At 72.1% G+C, this 17,225-nt stretch carries 15 protein-coding genes; 8 read left to right on the forward strand and 7 right to left on the reverse strand.

Features of this window, described 5'->3' with window-relative positions; genetic code table 11:
* Window positions 1–167 precede the first annotated feature (167 nt).
* Together OG456_RS01460 and OG456_RS01465 are read left to right on the forward strand one after the other, a co-directional pair.
* Window positions 168–1,358, forward strand: a complete 1,191-nt coding sequence (locus OG456_RS01460; protein WP_266556413.1) for a hypothetical protein — start codon at window positions 168–170, stop codon at window positions 1,356–1,358.
* A complete protein-coding gene (locus OG456_RS01465; RefSeq protein ID WP_266556415.1) occupies window positions 1,355–2,599 on the forward strand; it encodes a hypothetical protein in 1,245 nt (414 codons plus the stop codon). The genes OG456_RS01460 and OG456_RS01465 overlap by 4 nt, the downstream gene beginning before the upstream one ends.
* Window positions 2,600–2,623: 24 nt before the next feature.
* On the opposite strand, the gene OG456_RS01470 is transcribed toward OG456_RS01465, so the two are convergent.
* The gene (locus OG456_RS01470) at window positions 2,624–4,099 is read right to left on the reverse strand and encodes an NAD-dependent succinate-semialdehyde dehydrogenase (protein WP_266556417.1); all 1,476 of its coding nucleotides are present in this window, start codon (window positions 4,097–4,099) and stop codon (window positions 2,624–2,626) included.
* A gap of 20 nt (window positions 4,100–4,119) precedes the next feature.
* Complete coding sequence (locus tag OG456_RS01475; protein ID WP_266556419.1) at window positions 4,120–5,379, reverse strand: aspartate aminotransferase family protein; 1,260 nt, start codon at window positions 5,377–5,379, stop codon at window positions 4,120–4,122.
* Between the two features lie 236 nt (window positions 5,380–5,615).
* On the opposite strand from OG456_RS01475, the gene OG456_RS01480 reads away from it, so the two are divergent.
* The 6 genes from OG456_RS01480 (at window position 5,616) to OG456_RS01505 (ending at window position 11,057) form a co-directional block, all read left to right on the forward strand.
* Window positions 5,616–6,767, forward strand: coding sequence for an ROK family transcriptional regulator (locus tag OG456_RS01480; protein WP_266556421.1), 1,152 nt, complete (start codon window positions 5,616–5,618; stop codon window positions 6,765–6,767).
* A gap of 242 nt (window positions 6,768–7,009) precedes the next feature.
* Window positions 7,010–7,183: a hypothetical protein gene (locus OG456_RS01485; RefSeq protein WP_266556423.1), complete on the forward strand. Its 174-nt coding sequence runs from the start codon at window positions 7,010–7,012 to the stop codon at window positions 7,181–7,183.
* Entirely contained in the window at window positions 7,180–8,196 is a 1,017-nt protein-coding gene (locus OG456_RS01490) for a Gfo/Idh/MocA family protein (RefSeq protein WP_266556425.1), read from the forward strand. The genes OG456_RS01485 and OG456_RS01490 overlap by 4 nt, the downstream gene beginning before the upstream one ends.
* A complete protein-coding gene (locus OG456_RS01495; RefSeq protein ID WP_266556426.1) occupies window positions 8,193–9,203 on the forward strand; it encodes a Gfo/Idh/MocA family protein in 1,011 nt (336 codons plus the stop codon). Before OG456_RS01490 ends, OG456_RS01495 begins: the two co-directional genes overlap by 4 nt.
* A gap of 29 nt (window positions 9,204–9,232) precedes the next feature.
* Window positions 9,233–9,748: an NUDIX domain-containing protein gene (locus tag OG456_RS01500; protein ID WP_266556428.1), complete on the forward strand. Its 516-nt coding sequence runs from the start codon at window positions 9,233–9,235 to the stop codon at window positions 9,746–9,748.
* Between the two features lie 235 nt (window positions 9,749–9,983).
* A complete protein-coding gene (locus OG456_RS01505) occupies window positions 9,984–11,057 on the forward strand; it encodes a mechanosensitive ion channel family protein (protein WP_266556429.1) in 1,074 nt (357 codons plus the stop codon).
* 77 nt (window positions 11,058–11,134) lie between these two features.
* Here OG456_RS01505 and OG456_RS01510 read toward each other — a convergent pair whose 3' ends face one another.
* The 5 genes from OG456_RS01510 to OG456_RS01530 all read right to left on the reverse strand — a co-directional run bounded on the left by OG456_RS01510 (window position 11,135) and on the right by OG456_RS01530 (window position 17,225).
* The gene (locus OG456_RS01510) at window positions 11,135–13,258 is read right to left on the reverse strand and encodes a sorbosone dehydrogenase family protein (protein ID WP_266556431.1); all 2,124 of its coding nucleotides are present in this window, start codon (window positions 13,256–13,258) and stop codon (window positions 11,135–11,137) included.
* A gap of 52 nt (window positions 13,259–13,310) precedes the next feature.
* Window positions 13,311–14,360, reverse strand: coding sequence for a LamG-like jellyroll fold domain-containing protein (locus OG456_RS01515; protein WP_266556433.1), 1,050 nt, complete (start codon window positions 14,358–14,360; stop codon window positions 13,311–13,313).
* Between the two features lie 246 nt (window positions 14,361–14,606).
* A complete protein-coding gene (locus OG456_RS01520; protein ID WP_266556435.1) occupies window positions 14,607–15,272 on the reverse strand; it encodes a transposase in 666 nt (221 codons plus the stop codon).
* Window positions 15,269–15,796, reverse strand: coding sequence for a transposase (locus OG456_RS01525; RefSeq protein ID WP_266556437.1), 528 nt, complete (start codon window positions 15,794–15,796; stop codon window positions 15,269–15,271). The genes OG456_RS01520 and OG456_RS01525 overlap by 4 nt, the downstream gene beginning before the upstream one ends.
* Window positions 15,797–15,965: 169 nt before the next feature.
* A complete protein-coding gene (locus OG456_RS01530) occupies window positions 15,966–17,225 on the reverse strand; it encodes an NAD(P)/FAD-dependent oxidoreductase (protein ID WP_266556439.1) in 1,260 nt (419 codons plus the stop codon).

Below are 17,225 nucleotides of genomic sequence, written 5' to 3' on the forward strand. Positions count from 1 at the left end.
TCGCCCACCACTCGCCCACGCCCCTGTCCCGCCGATTCCGTGCGTGCCGAGGGGAGGGCGGGCACGGGCGAACCACTGGGGCGCAGCGCTACTTCCGCGCCATATGTCTGCCGATCACGGGTCAACCGTTGACTCGCTCGATCGCGCTCTGACAGATTCTCGACGCCATGAATGCGACAGAGCCCGACCTCTCCACCAGGTGGAAACGGTTCGCCGAAGCACACTGGGGCAGGGAGCCTGCCACGGTTCCGTTCGCCCCGGGCCTCGGGCCGGAGCAGGTGTACGGGGTCGTCGCCGCCTCCTGCGCACCACCCGCCGAGGACGCGGCCGGAGTCCGCTTCGCCACCGCGACGCAGGGCCGATTACGCGACGCGGGCGCGCTGCTGCCCGGCCCCGACGACCCCGATCCGGGCGCGTACCGGGACCGGCTGGCCCATCAACTCCCCGAATCCGGCTGGCTGTTGAGTGTGCGACAGCCGCTGTGGCGGGACTTCGGACTCTGGGCCCATGTGCGCGAACTCGTCTCCGGGCTGTGGCGGGCAGTGGGCTGGCCCACCCTGCCGGTGACCGCCGAACTCGCCCTCGGAGAGCGCTGCGCCGGCCGCGACGCCCCCGCCCCGCGCCCCGGCTCGTTCGCGCTCACGTGGGTACTCGCCGGCACCATGACGGTCAGGCTCTGGCCCGAGCACACCGGAACCGAGTATCAACTCGCCGCCAACGCCGGGGACTTGTTGTACTGGCCCGCCGGATGCCGCCACCTCGATCACTACCTCGACCGCTGCACCACGCTACGGATCACCGTCCCCGCTCGCCGCGCCGCCGCCCTCACCCACGTACGGGAGCTTCTGGCGGACCGTATGCAGGCGAACCCCGCCTACGCGGGCACACCGGGCGTGCTGCCGTTCCCTCCCCCGGCGGGCCCGGACGGCGAGGTCGGCGCGGCGGAGCCGGTCGCCGGCACCGCGCGGCTGTTCGCCGGGCTCGCCGCCGCCCCGAGTACGGCCAGGGAGTTGCGCGTGTCCTGGGCGGCCCGCAGATCGGCGGCGGGGCTCGAACCGGCGCCTCCGCCGCGACCGGCCGTACCCCTCGGGCCCGGCCTGCGCGTACGGGCCTCGGCCGAGCTCTTCCGCATACCGGACGGCCCCGGACGCGCCGTGTGGGCCGCGAACGGACACACCCTGGCGGTCGAGGGAGCCGCACCCGAACGCGTCAGGAACCGGCTGCGGCCCGAAGTGCCCCTCACCGTAAGGGAGTTGGGCCGCGGCTCGCGGATGCCCGCGAAGGCGCTGATCCCGCTCCTGTCCGACCTGCATCGCATTCGGGCCATCGAACTGGTGGACGGAGACGGAGCGGCATGAGGGAGGACCCCCGCGTCACCGGGCCCGCGAGCCGTGCCGCCGCCCCCGTCGAGCAGCGGCAGTCGGTCCGGCTCGACCAGCTCGACTGGCGGGAATTCGGCGAGCGGTACTGGGACCGGCAACCCGTGCTGTTCAAATCGGTCGCACCCGCCCCCTTCGACGCGCACGAGGTGTTCGAGACCGCCGTCGCCGCGGCCCACCGCGGAGGTCCGTTCGGCGTGCCGCCCTACGCGGGATTCGCGATCGGCGGCGAGCCCCAGACCGACCCCGGCGACTTCCTGCCGCAGCCGAGGGACGGCTCGTTCGCGGGCTACCACCAGCGGCTCGTCCGACAACTCTCCGGCGAGCCGTACTCCCTGTCCCTCCAGGCATTTCACGCGTTCCACCATCCGTTGTGGGCACGCGAGCGCGCCTTCTACGCCGGCCTCTGGGCGCGGGTGGGACAGCCCGCACAGAGCGCCTTCACGACACTGGTCCACGGCACGTACGAGCAGCCGCTCGCCGAGGCGCCGCCCGGCCAGCGCGTCGCGACGTTCCTGTTCGCGCTGGGCGGGCGGCAGCGGATGCGGTTCGATACGGCGGACCGGGGCGCTTCCTTCACCGTCGAGGCCGATCCGGGCGACCTGTTGTACTGGCCGTCGCATCTCTCCCCCGCCGCCGAGCCCTACGCCGGTTGGGCGTCGACAGGCGTACGCGTGAGCGTCGTACGGGAGGGACGGCAGGCGGCGGCCGAACTGTACGACCTGCTGCACGACGTGACGCCCGAGACGCTGCTCACGCCGGACCCGGATCCCGCGGGCGCCGCACAGTCCGGCGAGGAGGGCCTGCTCGTGCCCGACGCCGAGTCGGGGTCGGAGCTGCCCGCACCCCTGGAGCGTGCCCTCGCGCACTTCCGCTCGGCGGGCGCGCGCGGGCCGCTGGAGGAGCGCGTCGCCCGGCAGTCCCTGCGGCACTGGACGGCCGGGGGCTTCCGGCCCGTGCCGCTGCCGGCGCCGCGCGGCAGGTTCGGCGACGACGACGTCGTGCGGGCCACGGAGCGCGTGCTGTGGACCGAGGCCGCCGGGCGGCGGCTGTACTCCGCGTGCGGCCATGTGGCGGCCACGGAGCTGCCTGCCGCCGACCTGGCCGCCGTACTGCGGGTCCTCAACTCCGGACGACCGCTGCCCGTCCGTGAACTCACCCCAGCAGCAAGGGCGTTGCTCGCCGAGCTGACGGCGTTCCGCGCGCTGGAGCGGCTCTGAGGCCGCACCGGTCCGTCATCGTCGTCACTGTCCCGGCGCCGGGATCGCCAGGTACTTGTACTCCAGGAACTCGTCGATGCCGACCCGGCCTCCCTCCCGGCCGATGCCGGACTGCTTGACCCCGCCGAAGGGGGCCGCCGGGTTGGAGACGAGGCCGGTGTTGAGGCCGACCATGCCCGTCTCCAGGCGTTCCCCGACACGCAGCGCCCGGTCGAGATCGCGGGTGAAGAGGTAGCTGACGAGGCCCCATTCGGTGTCGTTGGCGGCGCGGACCACCTCGTCCTCGTCGTCGAACGTGAACAGGGCGGCGACGGGTCCGAAGATCTCGGTCCCGGTGAGACCGGCGTCGCGCGGCACCCGCACGAGGACGGTCGGCGGGTAGAAGTAGCCTTCCCCGTTGGGGAGTTCGCCGCCGGTGAGGACCTTCGCCCCCCGGTCCACCGCGTCCCGAACGAGCCGGTCGACCTTGTCGCGGCCGGCGGCGTCGATGAGCGGCCCGACGTGCGTCCCGGGTTCGGTGCCGGGGCCGACGGTGAGGGCGCTCATGCGCGCGGCGAGGCGGGAGGCGAAGTCGTCGGCGACGGAGCTGTGCACGAAGATACGGTTCGCGGCCGTGCACGCCTCTCCCATGTTGCGCATCTTCGCCACCATGGCACCCTCGACGGCCGTGTCGAGGTCCGCGTCGTCGAAGACGATGAGCGGCGCGTTCCCGCCGAGCTCCATCGAGGTGCGGACGACGGTGTCGGCGCACTGGGCCAGGAGGATCCGGCCGACCTGGGTGGACCCGGTGAAGGACAGCTTGCGGACGACTCCGCCGCGCAGCATGGGTTCGACGAGGGCGCCGGCGTCCGTGGTCGTCACGACGTTCAGGACGCCGTCGGGCAGGCCCGCCTCGGTGAGGATCCCGGCCAGGGCCAGGCTGCACAGGGGTGTCTGCGGGGCGGGCTTGAGGACCATGGTGCAGCCCGCGGCGACGGCCGGGCCGATCTTGCGGGTGCCCATGGCGAGCGGGAAGTTCCAAGGGGTGACGAGCAGACAGGGGCCGACGGGCCGGCGCATGATCAGGTGTCGGCTGCGGCCGTCGGGCGAGGGTGCGAATCCCCCCTCGATCCGTACGGCCTCCTCGGAGAACCAGCGGAAGAACTCCGCGGCGTACGCGACCTCGCCGCGCGCCTCCGCGAGGGGCTTGCCCATCTCCAGGGTCATGAGGAGCGCGAGGTCGTCGGTGCGGGCGATGATGATCTCGTAGGCGCGGCGCAGGATCTCGCTGCGGGCGCGGGGCGCCGTGGCGGCCCACGACTCCTGTGCGGCCGCTGCGGCCTCCGCGGCGCGTCGGCCGTCGTCGGGACCGGCGTCGGCGACCTCGCACAGACTCTTGCCGGTGGCCGGGTTGTCGACGGGGAAGGTGCGGCCCCCGGCCGCGTCCTGGAGGCGGCCGCCGATGAGGAGCTGCTTGGGGACGTCCTCGATGACTCGGGGCGTGGGGTGGGTCGTTGTCATACCGGTTCCTCCGTCGCTGGTCAGCGGGTTGCCGTCGCGGTCTCCACGGCCGCGGCCCAGGCCCGCAGGCCGTCGTCGATCTGCCCCTCGTCGACGACGAGCGCGGGAATCATCCGCACGACGTTGCCCCAGGGGCCACAGAGCAGGAGCAGCAGTCCCTCGTCGGCGGCGGCCTGCTGGGCGCGTACGGCGGTCGCAGCGTCGGGTTCCCCGTCCGGGGTGGTGAACTCGCTGGCGAGCATCAGGCCGAGTCCCCGTACGTCGCCGATCGCCTCCGTCTTCGCGGCGACGTCCTCCAGGCCGGAGCGCAGGCGGGCGCCCATGGCGGCCGCGTTGGCGACGAGCCCTTCCTCCTCGACGACCTCCAGGGTGGCGACGGCGGCGGCGCACGCGACGGCGTTGCCGCCGTAGGTGCCGCCCTGCGAGCCGGGCCGCGCCTTGTGCATCAGCGCCTCAGGAGCGGCGATCCCGGAGAGCGGGAAGCCGCTCGCGAGGCCCTTCGCGGTGATGAGGATGTCGGGGCGTACGCCGAAGTGGTCGTGGCCCCAGAAGCGTCCGGTGCGGCCGACGCCGGTCTGCACCTCGTCGAGGACGAGCAGGATGCCGTGGCGGTCGGCGCGCTCCCTGAGTCCCTGCAGGAAGGCGGTGTTGGCGGGGACGTAGCCGCCTTCGCCGAGGACGGGTTCGACGAGGATCGCGGCGGTGTCGTCAGGGTCGGAGACGGTCTGGAGGAGGTGGTCGAACTCGCGCAGCGCGAACCGCGTCGCGGTCTCCTCGTCCCAGCCGTAGTGGTAGGCGTTCGGGAAGGGGGTGATGGCGACGCCCGCCATCAGCGGACCGAAGCCGGTACGGATCTTCGTGCCGGACGTGGTGAGGGAGGCGGCGGCGACGGTGCGGCCGTGGAAGCCGCCGTGTGCGACGACGATGTTGGGCCGGCCAGTGGCCTGCCGGGCGAGCCGCATGGCCGCCTCGACGGCCTCGCTGCCGGAGTTGGCGAAGAAGAGGCTGTCGAGACCTTCGGGGAGAACGGATCCCAGCTTCTCGACGAGGCGCTGAAGGGGCCGGTGCAGGACGGTCGTGTACTGGCCGTGGATGAGGGTGGCCACCTGCTCCTGGGCGGCGGCGACCACGCGCGGATGACAGTGGCCGGTACTGGTGACGCCGATTCCGGCGGTGAAGTCCAGATAGCGGCGGCCGTCGGTGCCGTAGAGATGGACGCCTTCCCCGCGTTCGGCGACGACGGGGGTGGCCTGGCGCAGATGCTCGGACAGTCGCGTCATGCCTCCACCCTCAACGCTGAGCCGAAAGGACGTCAATGGGCCTTCTGTGACGATCCGCCCCACGGGGGGTCACGGGTCACCCGGGTGGCCTCAACGACTCTCGACTCCGTCACCCGTCGCAGGCCCGCTCACCCGATTCGCAAGAGTGCTGCGTAACCGACTCAACGGGCAGGGTTCCCAAGGGAGTCGGGTTATGCAACAGTCCTGCGCAACCCGATATGAGGGAGCGGTTCGGCATGGCTGGGGCACGGGGGCATGACCTCGCGGCGTTGCGCGGGCTCAACACGGGTGTCGTGCTGCGGGCACTGCGCAGCGAGAGTCCGCAGACCGTCAGCCAGCTGACGGGTGCGACCGGGCTGTCGCGGCCCACGGTCGAGGCGCTGGTCGACGAGCTCGTCTCGCAGGGCTGGATCGCCGAGGCCGTGGCTCCGCCCGCCGAGCGCACCCCCGGCCGCCCGGCCCGTCGGCTGCGTTTCCGGTCCGAGGCCGGGCATGTCGTCGGTGTCGACATCGGGCTCCGCAAGATCGTGCTGGTGCTCGCCCGGCTCGACGGCGAGGTCGTCGCGCGTGAACGGGAGGACATCGCCGAGGAGTTGAGCGGCACGGAGCGGATCGAGCTGCTCCGCGGGCGGCTGCGCCGCTTCGTCGCCGACCACGGTCTGCGGGCCGAGGCCGTCTGGGCCATCGGCATCGGCGTGCCGGGCATGGTCGACGACACGGGCCGGATCCGGTCGGTGATCGTCCCGGAGTGGACCGACCTGGATCTCGCGCGCCGCCTCGCCGACGACTTCCCGTGCCGGATCCTCGTCGAGAACGACGTGAATCTCGCGGTGCTCGCCGAGCACTGGCGGGGCGCGGCGACGCTCGCGGACGACGTGGCCTGCGTGCTCGTCGGGCGGCGCATCTCCTGCGGCCTGATGATCAACGGCAAGCTGCACCGGGGGCGCCGCGGCGGCGCGGGCGAACTGGGCATCCTGCCCCAGCTCGGCCTGGACGCCGCGGAGAAGTGGCTGGCGTGGGACGGCGAGCGGCTCCCGGGCGAGTCCGAGACGGACGCCCTCGCGCGGGCCGTGCGGGCCGGGGACGCCGGGGCACGCTCCGTGCTCGACGGCTATCTCGCCGGGGTCGCCCCGGGTATCGCCGCGCTGGTACTCGCCCTGGACCCCGAGCTCCTGGTCCTCTCGGGCGCGCTCGCCCCCGTCGGTGAGGCACTCGGGCCGCTGCTCACGGAGCACCTGCGGCCGCTGACGCTGCACGTGCCGCGCATCGCGGTCAGCGCGCTCGGCCGTGAGGGCGTCGCCCTCGGCGCGGTACGCCGCGCGCTCGACGCACTCGACCCCCATCTCCCGTACGGAACCGGCCCGTTGCGCCCGTCCCCTGCCCCCTGACCTCTCCACCCTCCCCCCTCACCATCCGGAGGTGCGTATGCGCAGGAGAACGCGTCTCGCCGGTGCGCTCGCGGGCATGAAGCACATCGTGAAGGCGTTCGAGGCCAAGAACCCCGGCATCTCCGTGGACATCCAGCTCACGCCCTGGTCCTCGTACTGGACGACGCTCAGGATGTCGACGCGCGGCGGGACCGCGCCCGACTCTCGTCCTCTGCTCGCTCGCCGCGTACGCCTTCGCCCGTATGCGGTTCCGCGGCAAGAACGTGCTGTTCGCGCTGTTCCTCTTCCTGCCCGGCATGTTCAGCGCCTTCGGGACCTTCCTCCTGCGGCAGTTCCTCGGCACGAAGGGCTGGGTCACACCTGGGGCCGAGCCGCGCGCAGGGCCGAACCCCCGTTTCCAGAAAGGAACGACATGACACACCTCGATGTGGGTCTGATCGGCGCGGGCGGTATCGCCCGGGCCCATCTGCCCGCGTGGATCGAGCTGGGCGCACGCGTCACCATCCTGTCCACGGACGGGAACGCGGAGAAACTCGCCGCGAAGTACGCCGAGTCCGGCGTGACAGCCACGCACAGCCTGGCCGCTCTCCTGGACCGCTCCACCGTCGTCGACATCTGCACACCCACCTTCACCCACCGGGAGCTCGCTCTCGACGCGATCGCCGCCGGCAAGCACGTCATCTGCGAGAAGCCCCTCGCCCTCACCGCGTCCGAGGCCGCCGAGATGGCGGACGCGGCCGACGCGGCGGGCGTCCTGCTGTTCCCCGCGCACGTGGTCCGCTACTTCCCCGCGTACGCGGCGATGGCCGGGTCCGTCGGCAAGGGCGCCGTCGGGACCCCTGCGGTCCTGCGCTTCACCCGCTCGGGCGCCTACCCGGTGTGGGCGCCGTGGTTCTCCGACCCGGCCCTGTCGGGCGGGATCCTGATGGACCAGATGATCCACGACCTCGACTTCGCCCGCATGCTCGCGGGCGAGGTCGTACGCGTGCACGCGAGGCTGCGTGGCCGTCAGGAGCCCGGCGCGAAACCCGGTGACGTCGCGGTCGGCACGGCGGTCCTGACCCACGCGTCGGGCGCGGTCAGCCACGTCCTCGGCGTGTGGGGACTGCCCGACCTCCAGTTCCGTACGACGTTCCGTGTCGCGGGGCCCGGCGGGATCCTGGAGCACGACTCGACGGCCCTGCCCGGGTTCCGCATTCTCGCCCAGGGCACGCGCCCGCCCGGCGAGGGCATTCCCGGCAGCCCGATGACGGAGAGCCCGTACCTGACGGAGCTGCGCGAGTTCGCCGGGGCGGTGGACGGCGGGCCCGCTCCCCGCGTGACGGCTCGCGACGGCGTCGAGGCGGTGCGGATCGCGGCAGCGGCGGCCGCCTCGGCTCGTACGGGCGAGCCCGTGGAACTCAAGATCTCCGAGGAGGCGGCCCGATGAAGGTCGGAGTGCTGTCGTTCGCGCATGTCCACGCGGGCGGGTTCGCCCGCCTGCTCGGCGGGATGGAAGGCGTCGAGGTCCTGGCGGCCGACCCGGACACGGATCTGGCGGCGCCGGGCGAGGTGCGGGGCCGGGAGTTCGCCGACCGGCTCGGGGTGGCCTACGCGGACTCGTACGAGGAGCTGTTCGCCTGGGGCCCCGACAAGGTCGTCGTCTGCTCGGAGAACGTCCGCCACCGGCCCCCCGTGGTGCTGGCGGCGGCGCACGGCGTGGACGTGCTGTGCGAGAAGCCTCTCGCGACGACGGAGGAGGACGGCGCGGCGATGGTCGAGGCGTGCCGTGCCGCCGGTGTGCGGCTCGCGGTGGCGCATCCCGTCCGTTTCAGCCCGGCGTATACGGCCGTCCGTGCAGCAGTGCGCTCCGGCACCGCGGGCGGCGTGCTCGCGGTGTCCGGCGCCAACAACGGATATCTGCCGACCGCCCGGCGCCGCTGGTTCGCCGACCCCCAACTGGCGGGCGGCGGAGCTCTGATGGACCACACCGTGCACATTGCGGACCTCCTGGACGACCTCTTCGAGGCGTCCCCCGCGACCACCGTGTACGCACAGGTCAACAACGTGCTCCACCCGGGAGAGGTGGACGCGGACACCGCCGGGCTCGTCACGGTCGAGTACGCGAACGGCGCCGTCGCGACGATCGACTGCAGCTGGAGCCAGCCCCAGCACCACCCGGCCTGGGGCGGGTTGCAGATGCAGGTGATCGGCGACCGGGCGACACTGGAGATGGACGCCTTCGACCAGAAGGTCCACGGCTTCAGCGAGTCGTCCCGCGCGCCCTTCGAACTTCCCTACGGCGTCAACCTGGACGCCCTGATGCTCCACTCGTTCCTGTACGGGAGCGGCGGCGGGACGAGCGTGACGGACGGCGAATCGGGGCTGCGCTCCCTGCGGATCGTCACGGCGGCGTACCGGTCCGCGAGGGAAGGAAGGTCGGTGCCGGTGCGGTGACGTCCGGCGGCTTCTGCCATCGTGGCCGCATGAGCGAACTGGTGGACCGCGTGGACGAACAGGACCGTGTACTCGGCACCGTGGACCGGGGCGCGGCCATCCGTGAGGGGTGGCTGCACCGGGTGGCGACCGTCGTGTGCCGCGACCCGGCTGGACGGGTCCTCGTGCATCGAAGGGCGCCGCACGTCTCCCGTTTTCCCGGGCGGTACAACTGGCTGATCGGCGGGGGTGTGGACGCGGGCGAGTCGTACGAGGCCGCGGCGGCCCGCGAGCTCGCGGAGGAACTCGGGGTCACCGCCCCGGTGCGCTTCGTCTTCAAGTACCTGTGCCGCGGGGAGATCAGCCCGTACTGGCTCGGGGTGCACGAGGCCACCGTCGACGGGCCGGTCTCGCCGCTCCCCTCCGAGATCGTCTGGCACGACTGGCTCACCGAGGCCGGCCTGAAGAACGCGATGCGTCAGTACCCGTTCGTGTCGGACTCCTTGGAGGCGCACGCGCGGTACGTCGCGCTGGGCGGCGAGGGCGGGGCGGGGACGGCGCGCTGACGGGTGGGAGCGCGGGGCCGGGGAGTTGGCCCCGGCCCCGCGGCCGCCCCGTAGGCGCAGGTGAGCGCCATCCCCCGCGCGCGTGCTTCCGGCGCGTGCGGCAGGATGTCCCGGCGCGTCGGTGCAGGCGCGGCAGCTCCACTTACGGACAAGCAGGTAGCAAGGTGACGACACATCACATACGGCCGCTCCCGGCGGCGTACGACGGCCTCGGTCACGGCGCGGGAGGCCGCCGGTGAACCGTGCGATGACGCCCGACGATCTGATAGTGGCCGGGATCGCGGTCGCCGCGGGGCTCGCGGCCGGTCTGCTCCTGCGCATGATGCTGCGCTGGCTGGGCGTGCGTGCGGACCGGACGCGCTGGGGCGGAGACGACGTCATCGTGGACGCGCTGCGCAGCCTCGTGCCGTGGGCGGCGGTCGCCGCCGGTGTCGCTGTGGCCGCCTCCGCGCTGCCGCTCACCACCCGGACCCGGCACAACGTCACCGTGACGCTGACGGCGCTGCTGATCCTCGTCGCCACGTTCACCGCGGGCCGGGTGATCTCCGGACTCGTACGGTCGGTGGCGCAGTCGCGGTCCGCGGTCGCCGGGTCGGCCACCATCTTCGTGAACATCACGCGGGTCGTGGTGCTCGCGGTGGGCTTCCTCGTGGTCCTGCAGACGCTGGGCATCTCCATCGCCCCGCTGCTGACCGCCCTCGGCGTCGGCGGTCTCGCGGTGGCGCTCGCGCTCCAGGACACGCTCGCGAACCTCTTCGCGGGCGTGCACATCCTGGCCTCCAAGACCGTGCAGCCCGGCGACTACATCCGGCTCAGCAGCGCCGAGGAGGGCTACGTCGTCGACATCAACTGGCGCAACACCGTGGTGCGTCAGCTCTCCAACAACCTGGTCATCATCCCGAACGCCAAGCTCGCCTCCACGAACATGACGAACTACAGCCGTCCGGAACAGCAGATGACACTGCTCGTCCAGGTCGGCGTCGGCTACGACAGCGACCTGGAGCATGTCGAGCGGGTCACGGCCGAGGTCGTCGAGAGTGTCATGGTCGACATCACCGGCGCCGTCCCCGAACACGAACCGGCCATCCGCTTCCACACGTTCGGCGACTCCCGCATCAGTTTCACGGTGATCCTGGGCGTCGGCGAGTTCAGCGACCAGTACCGGATCAAGCACGAGTTCATCAAGCGCCTTCACGCCCGGTACCGGGACGAGGGCATCCGGATCCCGGCGCCCACGCGGACGGTGGCCCTCCAGCAGGGCGCGGTGGCCATTCCGCACCAGCGCGAGGCCGCACCGCCGCTTCCGTAACGACGGCGCGGTCAGGGGGAGCCGGTCCGTCCGGACAGCGGACCGGCTCCCCCTCACGTGCTTCCGACCCCGCTGGGTCAGTCGCGCGCCACCGTCCCCGTGACCTTCAGGTTCCGGATCCGGCCGTTGTTGTCGAACGAGCCGAAGCCCACACGGCCCGAGGAGAACACCGGGTCCGTCCCCGTGATGAGCGGCGTGCGGCTGCCGTCCATGTAGACGGCCGTCTCGCCGGTGTCCGCGCAGTGCGTGAGACGGACCTTGTGCCAGGCGGCGTCCTTGATGGCCGGGGGCGCGCCGTAGGTGCCGTTCCACTGGTCGTCGATGCGGAGCCGGTCCGCGTTGTTGACCGTGAACAGGCCGTTGTGCGGGTAGATGCTGTTGTCGCTGGACAGGTGCGCGTACTGGAACTGGGTGTCGGAGTTGTAGTCCCAGACGACGATGACGTCCCGGTTGGTGATGTCGACCGGGGTGTCGATGCGCACCTCGGCCTCGATCGTCACGTTCGAGTAGCGCGGGCCGGCGGTGAGGACGGCGTACTCGAAGGGGCGGCGCGGGCCGGGGCGGGAGACGCCCGGCTCGGTGAGGACGGTCTCGCGCGGGGTGAACTCCCACTTGGCGGGGGTGACCGGGGCCCAGTTGTCCGCGCCGGTGGTGTGCGTGGTGGGGGTGTTGCCCACCTCGCAGTCGGCGAAGGTGCGGGTGCCGGTGACCTTCCAGACCTTGCCGTTCGCCTTGGAGACGATGTACAGGTCACCGGCGAGGTCGGTGCCGAAGCGCAGGTCGACGCGCTTATCCCCGGCGAGGTCGCGCATGGTGACCTTCTTGCCGGTGGCCTGGTCGTACAGCATCAGGGACTTGAGGGGCGCGAGGCCGGCGCCGCGGCGCATGTCGTGGGTGTCGGCCGCGAGGATCCGGCCGTCGACGAGGTCACCGAAGATGTACGTGCCGCGCAGCTCGGGCGCGTCCTTGCCCCGGTACACGAAGCCACCGGCGATCGCGCGGCCCACGTCGGAGCGGCAGTCCCAGTCGGCTCCGGGGTCGTGGTCGTACGCGGCGACGGGGTACGTGTAGCCGTACTTGGCGTCGTCGGCGGGCAGGGGCGCGATGCGGGCGCACGGGTCGGTGGTCTTCTTGTCGAAGAGGAACGGGCCCTCGCGTTCGCTCCAGCCGAAGTTGTCGCCGGCCTTGACCTCGTACACCGATTCGATGGCGTGTTCGCCTATGTGGCCGAGGTACATGCGGTGGCTGCCGCCGGTGTCCCAGCTGAAGCGGTGCGGGTCGCGCATGCCGACGGCGTAGATCTCGCCGAGGGCGCCCGGTGTGGACACGAACGGGTTGGCGGCCGGGATGCCGTACTTGCCGTTCGCGCTGTTGCGGCCCGCCGGGTCGATGCGCAGGAGCTTGCCGTGCGGGAGCGCCATGTTCTGCGGTTCGCTGTTGCCGACGCCCTGGCCGCCGTCGCCGACGGCGAGGTAGAGGAGCCCGTAGTCCTTGTCGTGGGGCTTGGCGGTCGGGTTGAAGTCGATCTGCTGGATACCGTGCACCTGGCCGGTGAAGCCGATGCGCAGGACCTCGCGGTGGGTGCCGTGGAAGACGGCGGCCTTCGGATCGTCCGCGGTCCACTCGGTGATGACGCCGTGGTAGGTGGTGGTGCCCGCCTGCTTGAAGTCGGGGGCCTGGGTGACCTGCGAGGCGAGCTCGGTGTGGATGGTGTAGAAGCGGCCGTTCTGCGCGAACTGCGGGTGGAACGCGGCGTATCCGAAGCCCTGGCCGAGGCCGCGGCCCGAGAAGAAGTGCGGGAAGGTGCCCTTCACGTCGAGGTACGGGTGCGGGGTGCCGCCCGTGTCCTTGCCGGCGGTGCCGGGGTCGGTGAGGTAGAGCGTCCCGTTGAGGTCCGGGGTCGCCATCCGGCCCGAACCGTCGGGGAGTTCGTTGATGGTGTTGATCCTGGCGTGCCGCATCAGACGCGGGTCCGTCGGGGCCGGGACCGGCTCCGACTTGGGGAACTGGGCGTACTCGGTGAGGACCAGGCCGGTCCTCGACTGGGCGGGCTTCTCCGGGATCGGGTCGCTCAGGCCCGCGGTCGCGGCGGTGGGAGCCGGCTCGTCGGCGTGCGACGGCGCGGCGAGCCCGCCGAGCGCCAGTGTTGCGGTGACGGCGTAGGCCGCCCAGAGTCTTGGGTTCTTGCGTCGTGCTGCCATGCGGGTCCCTTCGGATGGCGAGTACGGCTGGGTGGAAGCGGGGGACGAGTCGTCAGTCGCCCCTCGTCATGCGGCGGTACTCGGCACTGACCTGACCTGCCGTCACTTCACGGTCCAGGAAAAGGAGATCGTCCATGCGGCAGTCGCAGGCGTTGTTCTCGCGCGTGTTCTGCGGGAAGCTGCCGCCGATCTTGATGCCGCGCGGGTCGGTCGGCGAGGCACGGTGCGGCGCCGGTGTGGTGGTGAGTTCCCAGGGGTCCCCCGGCGTGACGTAGAAGCCGTCGAGGGGCTTGCCGTCCCGGTAGAGGGCCATCGTGCCGTCGCGGAAGTCGAAGGTGGCGGCCAGATGGACCCACTCGCCTCGGGGCAGCACCTTCTGCCAGTCGGCGGAGGCGGCGAAGGTCTGGGAGGCGCCGCTGTCGAGGCGACGGCCGAGCGCGACGAGCTTCAACTCGCCGTTCACCTGGATGAGTTCGAGCAGCGCCCGTACGGCGTGCCCGTCGCTGGTGCCGGAGAGCACACCGGCGAGTCCGATCGCCCCGTAGCGGTCGGTGGGGTTGGCGGTGTTGGAGTTGAGGGTGGGGTTGTCGCCCGTCATCTTGAACCAGCCCATGACGGTGGCGGCCTTGGCGCTGTTGAAGGCACCGAGGGAGCCGACCCCGGCCTCGTTCCAAGTACCCGCTTTCCAGTCGTCGTTGCCCGCTGTGGCGGGGTTCTGCTGACGCACCTGGAGGGCGGGCGAGCTGCCCCGGTACGCCTCGTCGTCCACGCGCATGGCGGAGCCGCCGTTGATGAGCGTGAGCGGGGTGCGGGAGCGGCCGATGTCCCGCTCCCTCGCGGGATCGGCGGGATCGGGATGCCCGAAGTCGTAGGCCGCCACGGCCTGGGCGCGCAGCGGGCTGTGTCCCGCAGGGCCGTTGGCCTGCGCGGGAAGCGCGGCGGCGGCGAGGACGGCGACCGAGGCGAGGGCCCCGGCGGCGAGTGCGGTACGTCGGGTCCGGCGGGTGTCGCTGGCGGATCGGGTGCGCCGGGCGCGTGGTTCGAGTCCGGTGCGGACGGCGGTCCGGGCGATCGCGGTACGTCTGGTGCGGGGCAGTCTCATACGGCCTCCCAGCGGCAACGAAGGGGGCTGCCGAACGGGATTCTCCCGACCGGCAGAAAGCGCTTTCGTCACGTGCGGGCACCATGTAACTCCCTCACCGCAACCCTGACAATGGGCGTGTCCGCGCCATTTTTCGAAGGTGCGCCGCTGAGCGGCCGATGCGAACCGCACCTGGGGCGGAAACGGCGCGCGTGTCAGCAAGGGGCGCGCTTGACGTCCTCCCCGTCCTGAGGGACGGGGATTGCCCTATGAGGGGGTTCGGCCGGTCGCCCGGCTTACGGGTTCCTGTTTCACGGACCGGCTGGTGCCGAGGTCTCCGCAGGCTGACACGGGCTGTCCGCCCGCGTGTCGGATGTTCTTCGCCGCGTTGACGTCGGCATGCTCCGCGTGTCCGCAGCCTGGGGCTTTGCACCGAAACACCGCTTGGCTCTCACGGTTGTGTCCGGTGACGAAGCCGCAGGCGGAACACCGCTGCGACGTGTATGCGGGATCCGCCTTCACCACGACCGTGCCCGTGTACCGGGCCGCGCTGGTGAGGGAGAGTTCGAGACGGTGCCATCCCTTGTCGAGGATCGCCCGGTTCAGGCCCCGCTTCTGCGCCACCCGCGAGCCGGGTTCCGCGAGGGTGCCGGAGGCGGAGGCGGTCATGTTCCGGATCCTGAGGTCTTCGAGGACGACCAGAGCGTTCTTCGCAACGATCCGGGACGCCATCTGCGCGCAGAAGTCTCCGCGCCGATCCGACACGCGGCCCATGACCGTGTTCATAGCGGCGATCACCTTGGCCCGGTTTGCACTGCCGCGCTTGGACCGGGCCAGGCGCTGTTGCAGCCTGCGATACCGGGTGCTCTCGCCAGACGTGATGAACACCCGGTCGTGGAAGTCGCCGTCCGAGGTGACAGCAGCACTCTTCACCCCCGGTCGATCCCGACCGACGTGTCCGGCATGGCGTGCCGCTCCGGAGTGACGGCCTGGTCGTCCACGAGGAAGGAAACAAACCAGTGCCCGGACCTGCGGCTGACCGTCGCAGAGCGGATCTCCCCACCCAGCGGGCGCGACCAGCGAAAGCGGACCCATCCCAGTTTCGGGAGCTTCACGCGACCCCACTTGCGGCCCAGGCGCTCCACGGTGATCAGACTCCCGGCAGGGAACCGGAACGAGGGAGACCAGCGGGCCTTGGACCGCCACCGCACCCTGAACGTGCCGTGGTCCCGGCACGCCCTGTCGAGATCCCGCAGGGTCTGCTGCAACACGTGCGACGGCGCGGCCTTCAACCACCCGTGCTCGCGCTTGGCGTCGGCCAGCTCGCCGGCCTGCGGGACGTAGTTCATCCACGCGCCCCGGCGCCGGTATGCCCGCCGCTGCTCCAGACCGGTGTTCCACACCGACCGGCAGATATCAGCGAACTCCTCACACTGCGCGCCCTGGCCGGCCGTCACCTCAAGCCGGTACCTACGACCAGTCAGCACAAGAACACCCCCCTCCAACTGAGGTGATCAGGCTAACGCGGGCCACTGACAACGCAGCGAACTCCACCGCTTCACGGCTCCAGTCCAAGGATGAGCTAACCCCTCCCTAAGGAAGGGGGTCTGCGCTCAAGAGACCCGATCACTTCGCAGCCGCTCCGAAGATTCCGCCTCCGAGCCCGCTGACCGTGATCCGGACGGGGCCGCCGGCGGCGTCGACCTTTCCCGTCCAGCGGCCCGCCAAGCGCAGGGTGCGGTGGGGGAGCGCGCGGCGCGGTACGTACTGGCGGTGCAGGCGGCGGCCGTCCTGCGTGACGACGAGCACGGGCCGCGTCAGCGCCTCCGACGTGCGCAGGACGAAGCCTTCCACCGGCACCTGCGGGACCGCCCGGTTCGGCGCCACCCAGCGCAGGGGCGCCGCGACCTCGATCGCCGGGCCGCCCGCCGCCGGGCCCGAGCCGTCCAGGAACCCGCGCACGGCGTCGGCCGCGAGCGCGCCCTCGCGGGCCGCCCACAGCGCCGGCTCCACCGCGTGCAGCACGTTCCCCACGGCGAAGACGCCCTCGGCGCCGGTGCGGAACGCGCCGTCGACGGCGGGCCCCCGCGTCCCGGGGTCGAGTGCCACTCCCCCGCGTCGCGCCAGCTCGTGGTCCGGCACGAAGTCCCCGGTGAACACCACGGTGTCGCAGTCGACGGTCGTCAGCCGGCCGTCACGGTGCCGCAGCCGCACGCCCGATACCCGTCCCCCGCCCAGGAGTTCGGCCACGGTCGCGCCGGTGAGTACGGGCACGCCGTGACCGAGGCGTGCTGCGGCGGCCCAGGCCAGGCCCAGTTGGTGACGCGGCTCCTCGGTGGTGAGCGCGGCGACGGTGACGCCGGCGCGCCGCAGGGCGGACAGGGCCGCGTAGCCGACCGGTTCGGCGCCGACGACGACCGCGCGGGTGCCGACCCGCTGTCCGTACAGGTGGACGGCCTGCTGGAGCTCGCCGGTGGTGAGCACTCCGGCGGGGCGTGTGCCGGGGACGAGGCGTGCGCTGCGCGGGCGTTCGCGTGCCCCGGTGGCGAGGACGACGGCGCGCGCGGCGATGCGTTCGAGCCCGTGCGGGCCGGTGGTCTCCAGGGTGAGGGGCCCCGCCCATCCGGTGGCGGTGACCCCCGTCCGTACGCGTGCGCCGGAGCCGAGCGCGGCCTCGACGACCCTGGCCGCGTACTGCGGCCCCGTCACGCCCCACCGCCCGAACCCGCGGTGGTGGCAGTGCCGCGGCACGCCGCCCGCCACCGCCTCACGCTCCAGGACCTCCACGACGCCCACCCCGTGGCCGGCGAGGCCGCGGGCGGCGGCGAGCCCGGCGGGCCCCGCGCCGACGACGACCACGTCGACGCTCCGCTGCCGCCGTGTCAT

It is taken from the genome of Streptomyces sp. NBC_01446, assembly GCF_026340095.1.
In the GTDB taxonomy this organism is placed as follows: domain Bacteria; phylum Actinomycetota; class Actinomycetes; order Streptomycetales; family Streptomycetaceae; genus Streptomyces; species Streptomyces aureus.